Raw genomic sequence first — 20,068 nt, forward strand, 5'->3', positions numbered from 1 at the left:
CGATGACAAACGACAACAACGCCGAGGTTCTCGACTACCTCAAGCGGACATCGATCGAGCTGATCGAGACACGTAAGCGCCTGCAGGAGCTGACGGACACCGCTGCCGAGCCCATTGCGATCGTGGGTGTCGCCTGCCGTTTCCCGGGAGGGGTGGCGTCCCCGGAGGACCTGTGGGACCTGGTGCGGGCGGGCGCGGACGTCGTGTCGGACTTCCCCGACGACCGCAACTGGGACCTGGAGAGCCTGTACGACCCGGACCCGGACCGGCCCGGCACCTGTCACACGCGCAAGGGCGGATTCCTGTACGACGCGGGTGACTTCGACGCCGACTTCTTCGGGATCAACCCGCGCGAGGCGCTGGCCGCCGACCCGCAGCAGCGGCTGCTCCTGGAGACCTCGTGGGAGTCCCTGGAACGAGCCGGTATCGACCCGGAGACCCTGCGGGGCAACAACACCGGGGTGTTCGCCGGGCTCGCGTACTTCGGATACGGGAACCACTTCTCGACGCCCGAGGTCATCTCGGGCTACGGGCAGATCGGTTCCCTGACGAGCGTGGCGTCCGGTCGCGTGTCGTACACGCTGGGTCTGGAGGGCCCGGCGGTGTCGACCGACACCGCGTGCTCCTCGTCACTGGTGGCGGTGCACCAGGCGGTGCAGTCGCTGCGGCAGGGCGAATGCGGCCTTGCCCTGGCGGGTGGCGTCACCGTCATGGCGATGCCGCAGGTGTTCCGGGAGTTCTCGCGGCAGGGGGGCCTGTCGGCGGACGGGCGGTGCAAGGCGTTCGCGGACGCGGCGGACGGTACCGGTTTCTCCGAGGGCGTCGGGGTGCTGGTCCTTGAGCGGCTCTCGGACGCGCGGCGCCATGGGCGCCGGATCTGGGCGGTGATCCGCGGCTCGGCCATCAACCAGGACGGGGCGTCCAACGGACTGACCGCGCCGAACGGGCCGGCGCAGCAGCGGGTGATCCGGGCGGCCCTGGCCAACGCTCGGGTGCAGGCGAGCGATGTGGACGTGGTGGAGGCGCACGGGACCGGCACGAAGCTGGGCGACCCCATCGAGGCGCAGGCGCTGCTGGCCACCTACGGGCAGGAGCGGGAGCCGGGCAGACCGCTGTGGCTGGGGTCGCTGAAGTCGAACATCGGGCACACCCAGGCGGCCGGGGGCGTCGGCGCCGTCATCAAGATGATCATGGCGATGCGTCACGGGGTGCTGCCGAAGACGTTGCACGTGGACCGTCCCTCGACGCACGTGGACTGGTCGGCCGGGGCGGTGGAGCTGCTGACCGAGGCGAGGCAGTGGACCAGCGCACCGGGACGGCCCCGGCGGGCAGGCATCTCCAGCTTCGGGGCCAGCGGCACCAACGCGCACCTGATCCTCGAGCAGGCACCCGAGGAGGAGACGGCGCCCGACACGGCCGAGCAAGTGCCGGCCGGTGCCGCAGGGCTGGTGCCCTGGGTCGTGTCGGCGCGCTCGGAGCAGGCGCTGCGGGCGCAGGCGCGGAAGCTGCGTGATGCCGCCGCCGCTGACGCGGACCTGGACATCGCCGACGCCGGCTGGTCGTTGGTGTCGAGCCGGACACGGTTCGAGCACCGCGCGGTCGTACTGGGGCACGACCGGGACGAACTGCTCGGCGCTCTGGCGGCGCTGAGCGACGGCGAGGAGTCTGCCGCGGTGGTGCGCGGCGTTGCCGGAGAACTCGGCGGATCCGTCTTCATGTTCCCGGGACAGGGCTCGCAGTGGGCCGGTGTGGCACAGCAGTTGTACGACGCCTTCCCCGTGTTCGCGCAGAGCCTCGAGGAGATCTGCGAACGCTTCGACGCGCACCTCCCCTTCGCGCTCAAGCCCCTGCTCCTCACCGACGAGCCCGCGCAGCGCGAGCGTACGGACATCGCGCAGCTGGCGCTGTTCACCCTGCAGGTCAGCCTGTACCGGCTCCTCGCGCAGTACTGCCCGCGGCCGGACCACCTGATCGGCCACTCCGTCGGCGAGATCGCCGCCGCCCACGTGTCCGGAGTCCTCGACCTGGACACCGCGACCAGGCTCGTGGCCGCGCGTGGACGGACCATGCAGACGGTCACCGAGCGCGGCGCCATGCTGGCCGTACGCGCCTCACAAGCCCAGGTGAGCGCGCTGCTCGGCGAGTACGACTGCGTCGGCGTCGCCGCCGTCAACGGCCCGGAGTCCGTCGTGGTCTCGGGCCTGCGCGACCAGGTCCACGAAATCCGCGACCGGCTCGTCGCCGACGGCATCTCGGCGAAGCTGCTCGCGGTCGACCACGCGTTCCACTCCCCGCTCATGGACCCGATCCTGGGCGAGTTCGCGGGATCGCTCGACGAAATCCCCACGGGCGAGATGTCGATACCGATCGTCTCGACCAGGCTGGGCCGCGAGGCCACTCTCCAGGAGCTGACGTCCGTCGAGTACTGGGTGAACCACGTCCGTGAACCCGTTCGCTTCTACGACGCGGTGGAGTGCGCCCGCGCGGCCGGCGCACAGGTGTTCCTCGAGGTGGGGCCGGGAGCGACGCTCGCGGGCATCACCAAGGAGGCCTTCGCCGGTGAGGGCGTGCACGACGCGGTGGTCCTGTCGGCTTCGCGGCGGGACCGCTCGGGGCGGCAGGCGCTGATCGGCGCGCTGGCCGGGCTGCACGTCCGGGGCGGGTCCGTGGACTGGGACGCCCTGTTCGGGACGCGCCGACGGGTGGACCTTCCCACGTACGCGTTCCAGCGGCAGCGGTACTGGCTGGACTTCCTGGCCGGCATGGAGTCGGCGGACGTGGCCTCCGCCGGTCTGTCGGCTCCCGGGCACCCGCTGCTCGGCGCCGTGGTGGACCACCCCGGCACCGGCGAGGTGGTGTTCACCGACCTGTGGTCGCTGCGGACCCACGGCTGGCTGGCCGATCACGCGGTGTTCGGTGCGGTCGTCGTACCGGCCACGGCCTACCTGGACCTGGCGCTGTCGGTGGGCGACCACGTCGGGTGCGGCGCGGTCGAGGAACTCACCCTGGAAGTCCCCCTGATCCTCCCCGACTCGGGCGACGTGCAGATACGGGTCGTCGTCGGCGCGGCGGACGAGACGGGACGCCGCTCCCTGGACGTGTACTCGCGCCCCGGCGACGACAGCCCGGCGGTGGGCGGCTGGACCCGGCACGCGATGGGGACCCTGGCGCCGGGCACCGGGCAGACGGCCACGTCGGCGGACGACACACGCTCGCTCGCCGTGTGGCCGCCGGCCGGGGCACGGCAGCTCGAGTTCGACGGTCTCTACGACTCCTTCGCGGACGCGGGTTTCGACTACGGTCCGGCATTCCGCGGGTTGCGAGAGGTCTGGCGGCACGGTGACGACCTCTTCGCCCTCGCCACACTGCCGGACACCACCGAGGGCTCGGCCGGCGGCGCCTTCGCACTGCATCCGGCACTGATGGACACCGTCCTGCACGCGGTGATGGTCGGCGGTCTCATCGAGGTGACGGGCGAGCAGGGCTGGATGCCCTTCTCGTGGTCCGGCGTGGACCTGACCGGGCAGTGCGGCGCGACCGTGAAGGTCCGCCTCTCCCCGGCCGGCGAAGGCGTCGTGTCCCTGGCGATCGCCGACGAGCACGGCCGCAGGATCGCATCTGTCGGGGCGCTGACGTTCCGGCCGGCCAGTGCCGAGCAGGTGCGCTCGGCGCGCGGCGGGCAGGAGCAGTCGCTGTACGAACTGCAATGGCGACCGGCCAAGGAGAGCAAGCGGAAACCCCACCGCGGGCAGTGGGGCGTCCTCGGTGCGAAGAGCGGCCTGGCCTCCCGGCTTTTTGTGGCGGGCGAGGAAGATGCCGTGTTCTACGAGTCCATGGGCGAAGTCCTCTCGGGGGATGCACCCCGGCACATCGTCCTGTGCCTGGACGACTTCGTCGCCGCCGGCCCCGATCTGCTCGCCACGGTCGGCGAGACCGACAAGCGCATACTGGACCGGGTACAGAGGTTCCTCTCCGAGGAACACCTCGGCCGGTCCACGCTGGTCGTGCTCACCCGCCGGGCCGTGGACACCGGTGCGGGCGAGGGCGTCGAAAGCCTTGCCGGGGCGTCCGTGTGGGGCCTGATCCGGTCCGCCCAGACCGAGCACCCCGGCAGGTTCCGGCTGGTGGACATCGACGACGCGGAGACGTCCTGGGCACGCTTCCCGGACGTGTTCGCCCTCGGCGAGGACCAACTGGCGCTGCGCGACGGCGCTTACCTCGTCCCCCGCCTGACAGCGGCCTCACCCGCGGACCACCGGATCGAGTTGCCCTCGGCCGGCGCCCACCGTCTGGGCATCCCCAGCAAGGGGACGCTGGAGAACCTGACCTGGGTGGCGTGCCCCGAGGTGGAAGCGCCCCTGACGAGCGGTCAGGTCCGCATCGCCGTGCAGGCCGCGGGGCTCAACTTCCGGGACGTCACGATCGCGTTGGGGCTGGTGGACCGAACGGCCATCGACGCCGGGCTCGGCAGTGAGGGCGCCGGAGTCGTGCTGGAGGTGGCGGACGACGTGACACGGCTGGCGCCGGGTGACCGGGTGACCGGCATCTTCACCGGCGCCTTCGGCCGTACGGCCGTGGCGGACCACCGCATGCTCGTGGCCGTCCCCGACGGGTGGAGCTACGCCGAGGCGGCGTCCGTGCCGTGCACCTTCCTCACCGCCTACCACGGGCTCTTCCGCGTGGCGAACCTCAAGAAGGGGCAGCGAATCCTCATCCACGCCGCGGCCGGCGGCGTCGGGATGGCCGCCGTCCAACTGGCCAAGCACGTCGGCGCCGAGATCTACGCCACCGCGAGCCCGGCCAAGTGGCCCGTTCTGCGCAGCCTGGGAGTGGAGGAGACGCACCTGGCGTCGTCGCGCGACCTGGAGTTCGCCGAGAAGTTCCTGCACTCCTCGGACGGCCGCGGTGTGGACGTCGTGCTGAACTCCCTCGCGCACACGTTCGTCGACGCCTCGCTGACGCTGCTGCCGGGCGGGGGACACTTCGTCGAGATGGGGAAGACGGACATCCGAGACCCCCGTCAGGTGGCGGCCGACCACCCCGGAGTGGACTACGAGGCCTTCGACCTCTACGAGGCGGGCCCGGACGCGATCCACGAGATGTTCCGGTCCGTCATGGAACTGTTCGCCGACGGGCGGGTGCGGCTGAACCCGGTCTCCCTGCGCGACATCCGCGACGCGCGCCGGACCTTCCGCGAGATGAGCCAGGGCCGCCACGTCGGCAAGCTGGTCCTCGAGGTGGGTGACGGCCTCGGCGGTGGCACCGTGCTGGTCACCGGCGGGACCGGCGGAGTGGGTTCGCTCGTGGCACGGCACCTCGTCGCCGAACACGGCGTACGGAGCCTGCTGCTGGCGAGCCGTCGTGGAACGGCGGCCGACGGGGTGGCCGAGCTGGTCGCGGACCTGGAGGGCGCCGGAGCGGCGGTACGGGTCGTGGCGTGCGATGTCGCGGACCGGGCCGCCGTGGCGGACCTGCTCGCGGACCTGCCCGGCCGGTACCCGCTGACCGCGGTCGTGCATGCGGCGGGTGTGCTCGCGGACGGCACCGTCGAGGCGCTGACCGCCGAGAGCATCGACCACGTGCTGAGCGCCAAGGCCGGCGGCGCGGTCAACCTGCACGAGCTGACCCGGGACCACACCCTGTCGGCGTTCATCCAGTTCTCCGCCCTCGCGGGCACCCTCGGCAACGCGGGACAGGCCAACTACGCCGCGGCGAACGCCTTCCTGGACGCTCTGGCGGCGCAGCGCAGGGCATCCGGCCTGGCCGGCACCTCGCTGTGCTGGGGCTGGTGGGAGCAGAGCAGCGGCATGACCGGGGAACTGGACCAGGCCGATCTCTCCCGGCTGAGGCGGATGGGCATCGCCGCGATGCCGACCCCCGAGGCACTGGCCCTGTTCGACTCGGCGTGCGCGAGCGGCAAGCCGGTCCTCGTCCCGGCCCGGCTGGACGTCGCCGCACTGCGCGACAACAGCGGCGACGAGCTGCCGCTGCTCCTGCGCGACCTCGTCGAGGGCGGCCGTCCACGCCGCAACAGGGCGAGCACGGCCAAGGACGGCGGCTCGGCCGGACTGCCCGCCAGGCTGGCCACCCTGCCGACGGACGAGGCGCAGACAGCCGTCCTGGGCTGGGTCCGCGAGCAGGTCGCCGTCGTGCTCGGACACACCTCCAGCGCGGGCGTCGACGTCGACCAGGCGTTCACCCAGCTCGGATTCGACTCGCTGACGGCGGTCGAACTCTGCAACCGCCTGAGCTCCTCGACCGGGCTGCGCCTGCCCTCCACCCTCGTTTTCAGCTACCCCACACCACGCGAGCTGGGCAAGCACCTCTACGGCCTGCTGCGTCCGGCACCGGACACGGCCTCGGCCCAGGACGCCGAGGACGCGCTGATCCGGGAGGCGCTGCGCAACGTCTCGATCGACAGCCTGCGCAGTGCGGGCATCTTGGAGCTGGTTCTGGCCTGCGCCGACCCGGCCCAGGAGAGCGGCGACGGACAGGCGGCGGACGCGGACACCGGTGCGGACGAACTGTCGGACATGGACCTGGAAGCACTGGTCGACCTGGCTCTGGAGGAGAAGAGGTGAGCGATATGACCAACTCCGCCGATCGCACGACGGACGGCGCGGACCGGGTCCAGCGGGCGCTCCGCACGCTGCTGGAGGAGCGCGACCGCCTCCGTCAGGAGAACGACGCCCTGAAGGCCGGCCGTGGCGAGCCGATCGCCGTCGTGTCGATGGCGTGCCGCTACCCGGGAGGCGTGTCGTCGCCCGAGGACCTGTGGGATGCGGTCCGCGGCGGCCTGGACCTCGTGGGCGACTTCCCCGAGGATCGTGGATGGCGGGACGTGTACAACCCGGATCCCGGAGCCGTCGGCGCCTCGTACACGCGTCAGGGAGGATTCCTGGCCGACGCGGCGGGCTTCGACGCGGAGTTCTTCGGTATCAGTCCGCGTGAGGCGCTGGCGGTCGATCCCCACCACCGCCTGCTCCTTGAGACGTCGTGGGAGGCCTTCGAGCGCGCCGGCATCGTTCCCGCCGACGTGCGCGGAACCGACGTCGGCGTCTTCTCCGGGGTCAGTTCGTCCGAGTACGGGTGGCGTTTCCTGGAGGCCGGCCAGAGCGAGCTGGAGGGCTACCTGCTGTACGGCAGCTCGCTGAGCGTCGCGACCGGCCGGGTGGCGTACGAGCTGGGGCTGACCGGGCCGGCGGTGTCCTTGGACACGGCGTGCTCGTCGTCGCTGGTGGCCCTGCACATGGCGGTGCAGTCGCTGCGTGCGGGCGAGTGCTCGCTCGCGCTGGCAGGCGGGGCACTGGTGATGTCGACGCCCGCGGCCTTCGTGGAGTTCGCCCGGCAGGGCGCTTTGTCGGCCGACGGCCGGTGCAAGGCCTTCGCGGACGGAGCCGATGGAACCGGCTGGGCCGAGGGGGTGGGCGTGCTGCTGCTGGAGCGGCTGTCCGACGCCCGCCGAAGCGGCCACCCGGTGCTCGCTGTCGTGCGCGGTTCCGCGGTGAATCAGGACGGGGCCAGCAACGGGCTGACCGCTCCCAACGGCCGCGCCCAGCAGAAGGTGATCCGCACAGCACTGGCGAACGCGGGGGTCTCGGCCGCCGAGGTGGACCTGGTCGAGGCCCACGGCACCGGAACCGTACTGGGAGATCCCATCGAGGCAGACGCCCTGCTGGCGACCTACGGGAAGGACCGGCCCGAGGGCAGGCCGCTCTGGCTGGGATCCCTCAAGTCGAACCTGGGTCACGCCCAGGCCGCCGCCGGAGTCGGCGGGGTCATCAAGGCAGTGATGGCCATGCGGCACGGGTACCTCCCGAAGACCCTGCACGTGGATGCACCCTCGCGGCACGTGGACTGGTCCTCGGGCGGGGTCGAACTGCTGGTGGAGGGCCGTGAGTGGACCCGCGCCGACGGTCCGCGGCGGGCCGGTGTGTCGTCGTTCGGAGTCAGCGGTACCAACGCGCACGTGATCCTGGAAGAGGCCCCGACACAGGAGCAGGAGCACGGCCCGGACGCGGGCGTCGTCGGCGGCCTGGTGCCGTGGGTGGTGTCGGGCAAGAGCGCGAAGGCCCTGGAGCAGCAGGCGGGCAAGCTGCGCGACCTTGTCGCCGCCGACGCGGACCTGGACATCGCCGATGCCGGCTGGTCGCTGGTGTCGAGCCGCTCGCGGTTCGAGCACCGCGCGGTGGTCCTGGGCCGCGGTCGGGACGACCTGATGCGCGGCCTGACGTCGTTGAGTGCCGGTGCGGAGTCCGCCGGGGTGGTCCGTGGCGCTGCCGGGAACCTCGGTGGCGTCGCCTTCATGTTCCCGGGGCAGGGCTCGCAGTGGGTCGGTATGGGCCGGGAGCTGTACGACGCCTTCCCGGTCTTCGCGCAGAGCCTCGACGCGTGTGCGGCCGCACTGGCCGAGTGGGTCGACTGGTCGCTGCTCGATGTGGTGCGCGGCGTGGAAGGGGCGCCGACCCTGGAGCGGGTGGACGTCGTGCAGCCGGCGCTGTTCTCGGTGATGGTGTCCCTGGCCGCCCTGTGGCGGTCCTGGGGTGTGGAGCCGGCCGCGGTGGTCGGCCACAGCCAGGGCGAGATAGCCGCCGCCTACGTAGGCGGTGCGCTGTCCCTCAGAGACGCCACCAAGATCGTGGCGCTGCGCAGCAAGGCGCTGGTGGATTTGATCGGTCACGGCGGGATGGCGTCGGTGGCGGAGTCCGCAGAGGTCGTGGAGGAGCGACTGGCTCCGTGGAACGACCGGGTCAGCGTCGCGGTGGTCAACGGACCCCGCTCCGTGGTGGTTTCCGGGGAACCGGACGCACTCGACGAATTCGTCGAGAAGATGAAGGCCGACGGTGCCCAGGCCCGGAGGATATCGGTCGAATACGCCTCCCATTCCCACCAGGTGACCCGGGTGCGCGACCAGGTGATCGGCTCGCTGTCCGACGTGAACCCGAAGACGTCGACCCTGCCCTTCTATTCGACCCTGCACGGCGAAACAATCGACACCGCGGGCCTGGATGCCGACTACTGGTACAACAACCTGCGAGAGAAGGTCCTTTTCGAAACGTCCGTCCGGCGCCTGGCCGAGGACGGCTTCCGGGTGTTCATCGAGATGAGCCCGCACCCGGTGCTGACCGCCCCGGTGCAGGAGATAGTCGAGGACGTGGACGACGCGCTGGTCCTGTCGTCCTCGCGGCGGGGCCGCGGCGAGGTGGAGGCCGTGCTCGGCTCGCTGGCCGGGCTTCACGTCCAGGGCGGGTCCGTGGACTGGGACGCCCTGTTCAGGACGCGTCGGCGGGTGGACCTTCCGACGTACGCGTTCCAGCGGCGGCGCTACTGGCTGAACTCGTCGCACACAGCGGCTGCGGCGGAGGTGCCCTCGACGGAGCCGCCCGCAGGCGACGACGGCCTCGTCCCCCTGGCGGACAGGATCTCGGCCCTCCCCGGCAATGACGCGCAGGCACTCGTCCTCGACCACGTCATCGAGAGGGTCGCCGTCGTGCTCGGATACTCCAGCGGTGACGAGCTCAACCCCGACGACGAGTTCATGAAATTGGGATTCGACTCGATGCTGTCGTCGGAGCTGAGCAAACGCCTGACCGCCTCGACCGGACTCAAGCTGAGGGCGAACACGGTGCTTCGGTACCCGACACCGAGGCTGATGGCCGAGCACATCACGTCCGCGCTGGCAGGGCGTGGCCCGCAGTGATCTCACTGCGTTTTGGGCGCTCCATTGCACCAAGTTGTCTTGAACGGCTGACTGTTTTGCTGAGGGGTTGATCTGTGTGCGTACGTTCGGTGCGTCGTCTGCGCATGAAGGGATGTGGCGGGCGCAGCAAATGGCTCCTGACACGCCGAACCATGCGCTGACCATGTGGGATGTGGACGGTGAGCTGGACGCGGCGGTCATGGAGTCCGCGTTCCTGCACGTGATGGGCGAGGCGGAGGTGCTGCGCGTCAACTTCGTCGACGACGGCAGCGGACTGCGCCTCGTTCCCCGGGAACTGGGGGACTGGCGGCCGTTCTTCCTCGATCTCAGTGCCGAGGCCGACCCCGAGCAGGCGGCGCGCGAAGCCCTGGCCGAGATGGTGCGACAGCCCTTCGACCTGGCGCGGGATCTGCTGTTCCGCCTCGGTGTGGTCAAGCTCTCGGCGACTCGCACTCTCCTGGTGATCGCCTACCACCACCTCATATCGGACGGGTTCGGCGCGGGTGGCCTGCTGTCGAAGCGCCTCGCCGAGGTGTACACGGCGCTGGTGCGCGGGGAGCAGGTACCGCAGCTGCCGCACCCGTGGGATGCCGAGTCGTTCGCAACCGAGGCGGTGGACTACCTCGCCTCCCAGAAGTTCACCGAGGACACTGAGTTCTGGCGCGACTACCTGACGGACGCGCCCGCGCCCGCACAGGTTCCGCGCGTCGCCCTGTCCGACTCGATGCGGTCCGCCCTCTGCGAACCGATGAGCAGCGCCGACCGCTGGTCGGAGGTGGCCGAGACCATCGGCATGGTGAGCCGCACGCTGACCGTCCCGCGCGCCGAGGCGGACGTGTGGACCGAGGCCGCGAAGTCCACGGGCCTGTGGATGTCGCAGTTGCTGACCGCGGCCGCCGCGGTGTTCTTCCGGCACCGCTGCGATCGTCCGGAGTTCCTCCTCTCGCTGGCCGTGGGTAATCGGGTCGGGGTGGCGAGCAGGACGCCCGGGCTGGCGGTGAACGTGGTGCCGGTGCGGGCGAGGGTTCCGCTCGGTGCGACCTTCGCCGAGATCGCCGACACGCTCGTCGACGAGACGTACGAGATCTTCGGTCACGCCGCCTGTCACTACTCGGACATCCAGCGTGCGAGCGGAACCGTCATGAGCGGCCGCGGCAGTTACGGTGCCGTCATCAACGTCGTCGAGTTCGCGGAGCAACTCCACTTCGCCGACAGCCCGGCGCGCTACTCCGGCGCGACGACCGGGACCTTCGAAGAACTGTCGATCGGCGTCTACACCGACGGGAGCCCCGACAGCGACCTCTTCATCCGGCTCGACGCTCCAGCGAGCCTGTACCACCGCGCGGAGCTGCGCTTCATCGGCGAGGAGCTGATCGCGTACATCCGTGCTGTGGTGGCCGCCGGCGCGCAACCGGTCGGTGCGCTGGACGTGGTGAGCGGTGCCGAGCGGGACCGGGTGCTGACGGCGCCGAACGACACGGACGTACCGGTGCCGACGGCGACGGTGGCGGAGCTGTTCGCCCGACAGGTGGAGCGGGATCCCGAGGCCGTTGCCATCGTGTCCGGCGACTCGGCGGTCTCGTACCGGGAACTGGACGAGCGGTCCGGCCGCCTGGCCGAGGCGCTGCGACGGCGGCACGTCGGACCCGAGACGGTCGTGGCGGTGGCGATGCCCCGGTCGGTGGACCTGCTCGTCGCCCTGCTGGGGGTGGTGAAGGCGGGCGGAGCCTACCTGCCGGTCGACCCGGCGTTCCCGGCGGAGCGGATCAGATCGCAGGTCGGCGACGCTTCGGCGGGCGTACTGCTCACCGATGCGGCGACAGCCGACGTGCTCTTTGCCGACCTGGATGTGCCGGTGATGGTGTTCGACGACATCCGGTCGGACACCGCCGACGACGACAGCAACGGCGTGCCCCGGGTTCCGGTCCCGTCGCATCAGGACAGTCTGCTGGCCGTGATGTACGGCTCGGCAACGACCGGCGCGGCCACAGAAGTCGCTGTGACGAACCGGAACATGGTGCGGCTCGTCATGGATCGCCACTGGCGGGAAGGCGGCCGCGGCAGTGTGCTGTGGCATGCGCCGCACACCTCCGACGCGCTCGCCCTCGAAGTGTGGGTGGCTCTGCTGAACGGCGGCCGGGTGGTCGTGGCCCCTCCGGGACAGCTCGGCATCGACGCGCTGACCGAGGCGCGGGCGGCGCACGACCTCTCCACGGTGTGGCTGCCCGCGGGCCTGTTCTCGGCGATCGCGGCGCAGCGCCCCGAGTGCCTGGCCGGGTTGCGCGAGGTGTGGACCGGTGGTGACCGCGTGCCCGCGGCCGCGCTGCGCCGGGTCCGGGAGGCCTGCCCCGACCTGACGATCGTCAGCGGTCACGGTCCGACCGAAACGACGGTGTCCGCCGCGTGTCACCGCTCGGCGGCGGATGAGCCGGCCCACCACGCGGGCGCGGTGGGCCGGCCGACGGACAACACCGCCCTCTACGTGCTGGGACCGGGGCTGGCACCGGTCCCCGCGGGAGTGACCGGAGAGCTGTACGTGGCCGGGGCCGGCGTGGCGCGCGGTTATCGCGGGCGCCCCGGGCAGACCGCGGAGCGGTTCGTGCCCTGCCCGTTCGGTCCGGCGGGCGGACGCATGTATCGCACCGGAGACCGGGTGCGGTGGGGTACCGACGGCCGGCTCGAGTACGTGGGGCGGGCCGACACCCAGGTGGACGTGCGTGGTGTCCGGGTCGAGCCGGCCGAGATCGAAGAGGTGCTGTCCGAGTACACCGCGCTGGTGCAGTCGGTGGTGACCGTCAGGGAGGACGGCTCCGGGCAGCAGCGGCTGGTGGCCTATGCGGTCCCCGTGGGCGGCCGGGCCGTTTCGGGCGACGAGCTGCGCCGGTTCGCCGCGCAGCGGTTGCCGGAGGTCATGGTGCCGTCGGTGTTCGTGGTGCTGGAGCGCCTGCCGGTCACGGCCGACGGGAAAGTGGACCGGGCGTCGCTGCCGGAGCCGGAGTTCGACGAGGACACGTACCGGGCACCGCGCAACGACACCGAGCGGGTGCTGGCCACGGCGTTCGCCGACGTGCTCGAGCTCGACCGGGTGGGCATCGACCAGGACTTCTTCGACCTCGGTGGCAACTCGCTGCGGGCGATCAGGCTGGTCGGTCTGATCCGGGCGGAGCTGAACCAGGAGGTGTCCATCCGCACGTTGTTCGCGGCGCGCACCATCAGCGGTCTGTCGGACATGTGGGCGGACCTCAGCCGGTCGAGCAGGCCGACCTTGCGCAGGAGGACCAAGGAGGGCGCGGTCCTCTGACTCCCGGGCTGTCGCGGGAGCCGGAGCGCGGGCCAGGGCGGGAACCGGGATCTGAGCCGGTTCCCGCCCTGGGGGTGTGTGAGGTCCGAACGTGCGGCGTCAGGCCGGAAGGAGTTGCCCGGCGATGGCCCCGAGGACCTCCTCCTGGTGGTCGACGAGGTAGAAGTGTCCGCCGCTGTAGGTGTGCAGAGCGAAGGATCCCGTGGTGTGGTCGGCCCAGGCGCGCGCGTCGTCCTCGGTGACCCCCTGGTCGTCGCGGCCGATGAGCGCGTGCACGGGGCAGCTCAGGGGCCGGCCGGCGCGGTATCGGTAGGTCTCGGCGGCCTTGTAGTCGTTGCGGACGATGGGCAGAGCCAGACGCAGCAAGGCCTCGTCCGCGAGGATTTCCTCGTCCGTGCCGCCCAGCGAGCGCATCCGGGCGATCAGCTCGGCGTCCGTGCCGAGGTGAACCGCAGTGGCCGGCTGGCGGGAAGGCGCGGTGCGGGCCGAGACGAAGAGCGCGGTGGGCACCGTTCCGGAGGCCTCGAAGCGGCGGGCCAGTTCGAAGGCGACGGTCGCGCCCAGGCTGTGCCCGAACAGGGCGATCGGACCTCGGGTCTGCCGCCGCAGCACGGGGAAGAGCTGATCGGCCAGCTCATCGACCGAGTCCAGCAGTGGTTCCATCAACCGCTCGTGCCGTCCGGGGTACTGGATCGCCAGCACCTCACACCGGCCGGCGAGACCGCGGGCCACCGGGAGGAAGAAAGGCGCACTGCCACCGGCGTGCGGAAGGCAGACGAGCTGGGCGGCGCCGGGTTCTGCGTGCTGGTACCGGCGTATCCAAGGAGTGTCGGGGGCCACGGTGGCTGTAGTCATGGGATCGTGCCGTCCTTCCGTCGCACGCCTCGACGGCGCGCTCGTGTCGTGTACCGTCCCGGGGCGAGGGACCGACCGTGCCGTCACCCACGCGCCGACGGACCCACCGGCTTCCTCCGTGGCTGACAGCCCATCGAGTGGGCGGTTCGCCACCTTGACGTGTGTTCAGGCTCTCTCGGAATCCTCGTGTTCGGCTGGAGTGCCGTTGTCGAATCCCGCGCCGGCGTGTACCAGGTGGGCCTCAGTGAGCGCTCGCCGGCGGGCCCGCTGCGAACACACCGACTGCGCCATTCATGTGTTGGCTTGGCACCAGGTGAGCGCCATGCTTGCGCCATGGACCTTGCGCCGTACATCTCCCAGCTCAGTGCCGAACTGGCGGTGGCCGCCGAAGCGGGTGGCGAGGACGCCCGCGTGCTCGCCGAGCGCCTTGTCAGGCCACTGGGCTCGGCCGTGCGGCTCATGCTGCTGGAGGCCCTCTCGGCAGCGGCCGACGAGATCACCAGGGATCTCGCGCCCGGCTCAGTGGAACTGCGCCTGCGCGGTCGCGAGCCCGACTTCATCGTCGTCCCGCCCCCGACCGACGATTCCTTCGCCCGCTCCGCCCCGTCCGTACCCCATGTCGCACCGCCCGTCGTCGACGCGCAGGACGGCGCCATGGCCAGGATCAACGTGCGCCTGTCCGAACAGTTGAAGGCGCGCATCGAAGAAGCCGCGGCCAGGGAGAAGCTCTCCGTCAACGTCTGGCTGGGGCGCGCCGCCGCGGCCGCCCTGGACAGCGGTGCTGCTCCTCCGCCCGTCACCCGGGGTCGCGTCGGCGGCCAGCAGTTCACCGGCTGGGTCCGCTGACCCGGCCCGCCGGACCCCACACGCAAACGCTCACAAGGGGAGAGAGTTGTGCCTGCGTTCGAATCGCCGAGCCCGATCACCGTCAACGTCCACGTCTTCCTCGGCGACATCGAGATCATCGCCTCGGACCGCACGGACACCGTCGTCGAGGTCCGGCCGACTGACAGCTCCAAGAAGGACGACGTGCGCGCCGCCGAGGAGACCGCGGTCGACTTCGCCGGTGGCAGCCTTACCGTCAAGGCGCCTAGGGGGCTGCGGATGTACACCCCGTTCAGCGGCAACCCGTCGATCGACGTGACCATCGAGGTGCCCACCGGCTCCCAGCTGCACGGCACCGCGAGCGTGGCCCGGTTCCTCGGCAGCGGCGAGCTGGGCGAGTGCGACCTGAAGACGTCCGTCGGCGACCTGCAACTGGAAAAGGCCGGCCCGGTGCGGCTGCGGACTTCCGGCGGCAACATCACCGTCGACCACGTGGCGGGCAGGGCGGACATCACCACCAGCACCGGTATCGTGCGCGTCCGTGAGATCGACGGCAGCGCGGCCATCAAGAACTCCAACGGCGACAGTGTGGTTCGCGAAGTCGTCGGCGACATCCAGGTGAAGGCCGCCAACGGCAACATCACGGTCGAACGCTCGCGGGGGTCGGTCACCGCGAAGACCGCCAACGGCAACGTCCGCGTCGGCGACGCGTCCAACGGCGACCTGCGCCTGGAGACGTCGAACGGTGAGCTGGAGGTGGGCATTCACCCGGGGAACTCCGCCTGGCTGGACGTCAACGCCAAGAGCGGCACCGTGCAGAACCTGATGGAGATCACTGACCGGCCGGCGGATGGCGAGGAAGTCGTGCAGGTGTACGCGCGCAACTCGTTCGGCAACATCATCATCCGGCAGGCCACCGCTCTCTGACACATCCACCACCGGACGAGCGGCGCATCGCGGCAACTGCCGGCGGGGCACCACTCGGCACCCTGCCCGGCACCGCCCCGCACGGGCCCGCCGCCTTGAGGCATCCGCACCCGGCCGCTCCGGACCGGTACGACACATCGAACTCGGCAAGCCGGATTGGCCGGGTATGTGCCGATAACGGGTGCTACTGGGCCCAGGTCGTCGGCCGGCACCTGCGCGATCCACTGCGGACGGTGGACGAATCCTCGTCGCGCCTGAGTACACCTGGAGTGGGCTTTGTCCTGTGGCCAGGACAGAAGTCCCCCACGGTCGGTCGCGCGGTAGCGTGCTCGGCGGCCGGGCCAGGCGGGGTTCCGGCCCGGTCCCCACTCGTGGAGCCGACTCGGCCCGCCAAGCGGGATCGACGCGTGAGGGAGCGTGTCAAGGCCGATTACCAGAACGGCGCCACGCAGTGCCAAGGCGGCAGGCAAGGCATTGTGATGGCACGTCATGTGGGCAAGTGTTGCGCTATGGACACCACGGAACGCTCGGACATCCCCACCCTGCCGGTCGAACGGCCCGGTGGCTGTCCGTTTGACCCTCCTGCCGAGCTTCGCGAACGTCCCGCACTGAGCAGGCTCGCCTATCCCGACGGGCACATCGGCTGGCTCACCACCACCCGTGACGTGTCGCGTGCGGTCCTCGCCGATCCGCGGTTCAGCATCCGCTATGACCTGCTGCACCTGCCCTACGAGACCGGCACGGTCGGCCCCTACCCGCCTGCCGAGCCCGGTGACTTCACTGGTATGGACGCGCCGGAACACAACCGCTACCGGCGGCTGCTGGCCGGCGAGTTCACCGTGCGCCGCATACGCAAGCTCACCGAACGGATCGAACAGGTCACCGCCGCCCGGCTCGACGAGATGGAGCGGGTCGGCCCCCCGACCGACCTGGTGGAGGCCTTCTCGCTGCCGGTGCCCACCGCGATGATCTGCGAGATGCTCGGCGTCCCCTTCGAGGACCAGGAAGCCTTCCTGCGCGACGCGATCGTGATCACCGCCAGCAGGCCCGGCGAGACCATCTCGGCCGAAGACTGGACGAAGGCGATCACCGACCTCCAGGCCTACATCGGCCGACTCGTCCTGGACAAGCGCGCCAACCCCACCGACGACATGCTCAGCGGCCTCACCAAGAGCGACCTCACCGACCAGGAACTGGCCAACATCGGCGTCATGCTGCTCGGCGCCGGCCTGGAAACCACGTCGAGCATGATCTCGCTCGGCACCTGGGCCCTGCTCAACAACCCCGAGCAACTCGCCGCGCTGCGCGCCGATCCGAGCAAGACCGAATCCGCTGTCGAGGAGCTGCTTCGCTACCTCACCATCGTGCCGGTCATCATCCGAACCGCGCTGGAGGACGTGGAGCTGGACGGAACGCTCATCAGCAAGGGCGAGACCATCACGCTGTCCCTGGCGCAGGCCAACCGCGACCCCAAGTACTTCTCGAGTCCGGACACCCTGGAGATCGGGCGCGACGCGGTCAGCCAGATCGCCTTCAGTCACGGCATCCACCAGTGCATCGGCCAGCAGCTCGCCAGGGTCGAGCTGCGGGTGGCGCTTCCGGCGCTGCTCAACCGCTTCCCGAACCTGCGGCTCGCGGTGCCGCAGGAGGAGATCGCGCTGGGCGGTACCGCCTCCATGGCCGGGGTCAAGAGCATGCCGGTCACCTGGTGAGGCTGAGGATGTCCGTCGACATCCTCCGTCTGAACGTGGCTCCGGCAAGGGTTTCGTAGCTGGAGATCATCTTTGGTGTCACAGCCGCTACGGCGGGCAACTCGCCGACACCGACCGTGCGCTGTCGCCCCATGGGCCGCCAGGGCAGGAAACCCGCGCGCCACAGCGCCGGCCCGTACCTCTGTCTCATACGATTTCGCCGGACGACTGCCGGACGTGAACGCTGCCTCCCCGCCCGGGTGTGGCGCCGCGGCGAGGAGAACCTGCTGAATGGTGGGTTCTCCTCGCCGGTGAGCAGCCGGTCGAATCCCCGCGTCCATGCCGCGGTAGGACTCGCGCAACCCGTTGGCCGTGATGGCCAGGTTGGTCATGGTTCTGTTCCTCAGAGGCTGCGGGCGGTGATGTCGCCGTTGGGGGTGGTGGCGTGGATGTCGAGTTCGGCGGTGCCGTCGTTCTTGAGGGCGTTGCTGATGCGGCCGTGGCTGGTGCCGGCGTCCAGGGCGGCCGAGACGCCGGCGGCGGCGCCGACCGAGATGTCGCCGGACTGGGTGCGGAGCACGACCTTGCCGCCCGTGGCCTCGATGATCCGGATGTCGCCCCTCGCGGTGCTGATCTCGGCGGGGCCGCCCAGCCGGCCGACCTCGACGTCGCCGTCGACCGCGGTGAGGCGGACGCTCGCAGCCTCGTCCAGCTTGATCTGGTGGTACGCGCCTTCGAAGTCGACGTCGCCGAGGCGGCCGACGGTCCGGAGCTCGGCGCTGGCGGCCTTGGCCTCGACCCGGGAACCGGCGGGCAGCTTGACCGTCACCTCGACGGCTCCGGAGGGGCCGAAGTACTGGTTCTTCGCCGGATTCCCGATCCGCAGGACTCCGTCGGCGTATTCGACCGTGGTCTGCTCCGCCGCCTTCACGTCGCGGCCCTTCGAGGCGTTCGCGGGCAGGACCTCGACCGTGGTGTCGGCCCGGTCCGCGGCGATGAACTGGACGCGTCCCGCGGGGATGCCCAGGACGGCGGAGATCGGGGCGGGGGTGTCGAACTTCTGCATCGTGCTCTCCCTTGTGCTTGCGGATCGTTGTTCCGAACACTGGAAACGCTACGTTGCTTTCCTGATTGAAGCAACAAGACATTTGCTAAGAAGCGGCATCTATGCAGGTGAGGGCTAGATAATCGTTGCAACGTCTTCTCGTTTAACGCAACGATCGCAGTAGCCAGCCGTTGCAATACATTGAAGATGAACGCTATGGTGGAGGCGTCAGGGAACACCGGGCAGGAACACCGAGCAGCACCATGGAGTACCCGTGGGGCAGGAAGGGGCCGTGATGCCGGGAGGCAGGCTCACCCAACAGGAGCGCCAGCAGATCGCGCTGGGGCTGGCCGACAACCTGGCCTACGCCGAGATCGCCCGCCGTCTCGACCGTCCCACCTCCACCATCACGCGTGAGGTGACACGGAACGGCGGCCCCACCGGCTACCGCGCCGACCTGGCCCACCGCGCCACCCAGCAGCGCACCCACCGGCGCAGGCAGGCCGTACCCGGGGACGCGCAGGCGCTCCCGCAGGGCTACGGACGCGACGCCGAGGCCGTGCGCGACTACCAGGAGACCCTCACCACCGTCTTCATGACCTCGGGCCTGCCCAAGATGATGGCCCGGGTGCTGGGCTGCCTCTACACCACCGACACCGGCAGCCTCACCGCCTCCGAACTCGCCCAGCGCCTCACGGTCAGCCCGGCGTCCATCTCCAAGGCGATCACGTTCCTCGAGAGCCTGGACCTCGTCCGCCGGGAACGTGACGAACGCCGCCGCGAGCGCTACGTCGTCGACGACGATCTCTGGTACCAGTCGATGATCCGCAGCGCACGGGCGAACGACCAGTTCATCGAGACCGCACGCCAGGGCGTCGGCATCCTCGGCCGCGGCACCCCGGCCGCCACCCGTCTCGAGAATGCCGCCCGCTTCCTCGACTTCGTCAGCGAGGGGCTCATCCGCGCCGCGGAGCAGGGCCGCGAGGTCCTCTACACCAGAGCCGAAACGACCTCGGACGGCACCGGCAAGCCGAAGAGGGACGACGGGCAGACCGCCGTCCCGACGGCCACCGCATGAGACGAAGCGGGCCTTGCAGATCGCCGGCGCCCCGGCCGTAGCCGTCCGCTCCTCTCTCGGCGCCCGGACGCTGACGTACCCCTCGGCTTCCCCGGTCTCGGCGTCCAGCCGGGCGCCCGGGCGCTCGCCGAGGCCGGCGACGACCGCGAGCGGTGCGCCTGCGCCGGTTCCGCCCCGGCGCCCGCTCCTTCGGTAGGAAGCACCACAAGAAGCACCATGTGGGAGGCCGCACGGGCAAGAACGACAGGCTCGACCACGCCGGCAGCCTCCGGGCGTTCTGCGCCGTCAAGGCCTCGGAAAGCACCGGGGCCCGGACGGCGGCGTGAGCGTGGAGACAGGCATGGCCGAGCCCAATCCGGCGGCAGCGGCTCGACGGCGTGGTTCCGTGCGATGCCTGTCCGCGTCTATCGGGGCGACCTGGGGCTGTGCTCGGCATCCGTGTCCGATGCCGGTCGAGGTTCGACAATGACCCTCACGGCCCCGGAAGGGCAGGAGTCCGCAGCGCGGCGGACGGATTCGTCGATGGCATCCACCGTCCGAAGCGGTTCTACTCGCCCTTCCTCATCCTGGTCGAAATACTCGGGTGCGATGAGGGCGCACATGCCGGCACCGACGCAGCGGCTTGGGTCGACGACGAGTTTCACGG

General features: G+C 70.6%; 10 protein-coding genes. 7 read left to right on the forward strand and 3 right to left on the reverse strand.

Translation table 11 applies throughout. The features are described from left to right. Positions 1–2 precede the first annotated feature (2 nt). From EDD92_RS49170 to EDD92_RS49180, 3 genes are all read left to right on the forward strand, one after another. The gene (locus EDD92_RS49170; RefSeq protein WP_123970991.1) at positions 3–6,581 is read left to right on the forward strand and encodes a type I polyketide synthase; all 6,579 of its coding nucleotides are present in this window, start codon (positions 3–5) and stop codon (positions 6,579–6,581) included. A 5-nt stretch (positions 6,582–6,586) separates the two neighbouring features. After that, the gene (locus EDD92_RS49175) at positions 6,587–9,700 is read left to right on the forward strand and encodes a type I polyketide synthase (RefSeq protein WP_123971072.1); all 3,114 of its coding nucleotides are present in this window, start codon (positions 6,587–6,589) and stop codon (positions 9,698–9,700) included. A 76-nt stretch (positions 9,701–9,776) separates the two neighbouring features. After that, positions 9,777–13,001 (forward strand): amino acid adenylation domain-containing protein, encoded by a 3,225-nt coding sequence (locus tag EDD92_RS49180; RefSeq protein WP_260327417.1) that lies wholly within the window; start codon positions 9,777–9,779, stop codon positions 12,999–13,001. Positions 13,002–13,100: 99 nt separating this feature from the next. Here the strand turns inward: EDD92_RS49180 and EDD92_RS49185 are convergent, their stop codons facing one another. Further along, positions 13,101–13,856 (reverse strand): thioesterase II family protein, encoded by a 756-nt coding sequence (locus EDD92_RS49185; protein ID WP_123970993.1) that lies wholly within the window; start codon positions 13,854–13,856, stop codon positions 13,101–13,103. Positions 13,857–14,189: 333 nt separating this feature from the next. Here EDD92_RS49185 and EDD92_RS49190 point away from each other — a divergent pair, with 333 nt between their 5' ends. The 3 genes from EDD92_RS49190 (at position 14,190) to EDD92_RS49200 (ending at position 17,320) form a co-directional block, all read left to right on the forward strand. Then, positions 14,190–14,702, forward strand: a complete 513-nt coding sequence (locus EDD92_RS49190; protein ID WP_123970994.1) for a toxin-antitoxin system HicB family antitoxin — start codon at positions 14,190–14,192, stop codon at positions 14,700–14,702. A 48-nt stretch (positions 14,703–14,750) separates the two neighbouring features. After that, on the forward strand, positions 14,751–15,608 hold the full coding sequence (locus EDD92_RS49195; RefSeq protein ID WP_123970995.1) for a DUF4097 family beta strand repeat-containing protein: 858 nt from the start codon (positions 14,751–14,753) through the stop codon (positions 15,606–15,608). Between the two features lie 509 nt (positions 15,609–16,117). Then, a complete protein-coding gene (locus EDD92_RS49200; protein WP_123970996.1) occupies positions 16,118–17,320 on the forward strand; it encodes a cytochrome P450 in 1,203 nt (400 codons plus the stop codon). Positions 17,321–17,702: 382 nt separating this feature from the next. Here the strand turns inward: EDD92_RS49200 and EDD92_RS49205 are convergent, their stop codons facing one another. Continuing rightward, on the reverse strand, positions 17,703–18,365 hold the full coding sequence (locus tag EDD92_RS49205; protein WP_123970997.1) for a DUF4097 family beta strand repeat-containing protein: 663 nt from the start codon (positions 18,363–18,365) through the stop codon (positions 17,703–17,705). Between the two features lie 274 nt (positions 18,366–18,639). Here EDD92_RS49205 and EDD92_RS49210 point away from each other — a divergent pair, with 274 nt between their 5' ends. Further along, positions 18,640–19,422 (forward strand): helix-turn-helix domain-containing protein, encoded by a 783-nt coding sequence (locus EDD92_RS49210; RefSeq protein WP_123971073.1) that lies wholly within the window; start codon positions 18,640–18,642, stop codon positions 19,420–19,422. A 404-nt stretch (positions 19,423–19,826) separates the two neighbouring features. On the opposite strand, the gene EDD92_RS49215 is transcribed toward EDD92_RS49210, so the two are convergent. Further along, positions 19,827–20,066, reverse strand: coding sequence for a ferredoxin (locus tag EDD92_RS49215; RefSeq protein WP_123970998.1), 240 nt, complete (start codon positions 20,064–20,066; stop codon positions 19,827–19,829). Positions 20,067–20,068: the final 2 nt, after the last annotated feature.

This window comes from Streptomyces sp. TLI_185, from assembly GCF_003814765.1.
In the GTDB taxonomy this organism is placed as follows: domain Bacteria; phylum Actinomycetota; class Actinomycetes; order Streptomycetales; family Streptomycetaceae; genus Streptomyces.

Bases quoted from the DNA above. Each gene is read 5' to 3' on its own strand.
- EDD92_RS49170 (WP_123970991.1), top strand. From the start codon at position 3: ATGACAAACGACAACAACGCCGAGGTTCTCGACTACCTCAAGCGGACA.
- EDD92_RS49175 (WP_123971072.1), top strand. From the start codon at position 6,587: ATGACCAACTCCGCCGATCGCACGACGGACGGCGCGGACCGGGTCCAG.
- EDD92_RS49185 (WP_123970993.1), bottom strand. From the start codon at position 13,856: ATGACTACAGCCACCGTGGCCCCCGACACTCCTTGGATACGCCGGTAC.
- EDD92_RS49190 (WP_123970994.1), top strand. From the start codon at position 14,190: ATGGACCTTGCGCCGTACATCTCCCAGCTCAGTGCCGAACTGGCGGTG.
- EDD92_RS49200 (WP_123970996.1), top strand. From the start codon at position 16,118: ATGGACACCACGGAACGCTCGGACATCCCCACCCTGCCGGTCGAACGG.
- EDD92_RS49205 (WP_123970997.1), bottom strand. From the start codon at position 18,365: ATGCAGAAGTTCGACACCCCCGCCCCGATCTCCGCCGTCCTGGGCATC.
- EDD92_RS49210 (WP_123971073.1), top strand. From the start codon at position 18,640: ATGCCGGGAGGCAGGCTCACCCAACAGGAGCGCCAGCAGATCGCGCTG.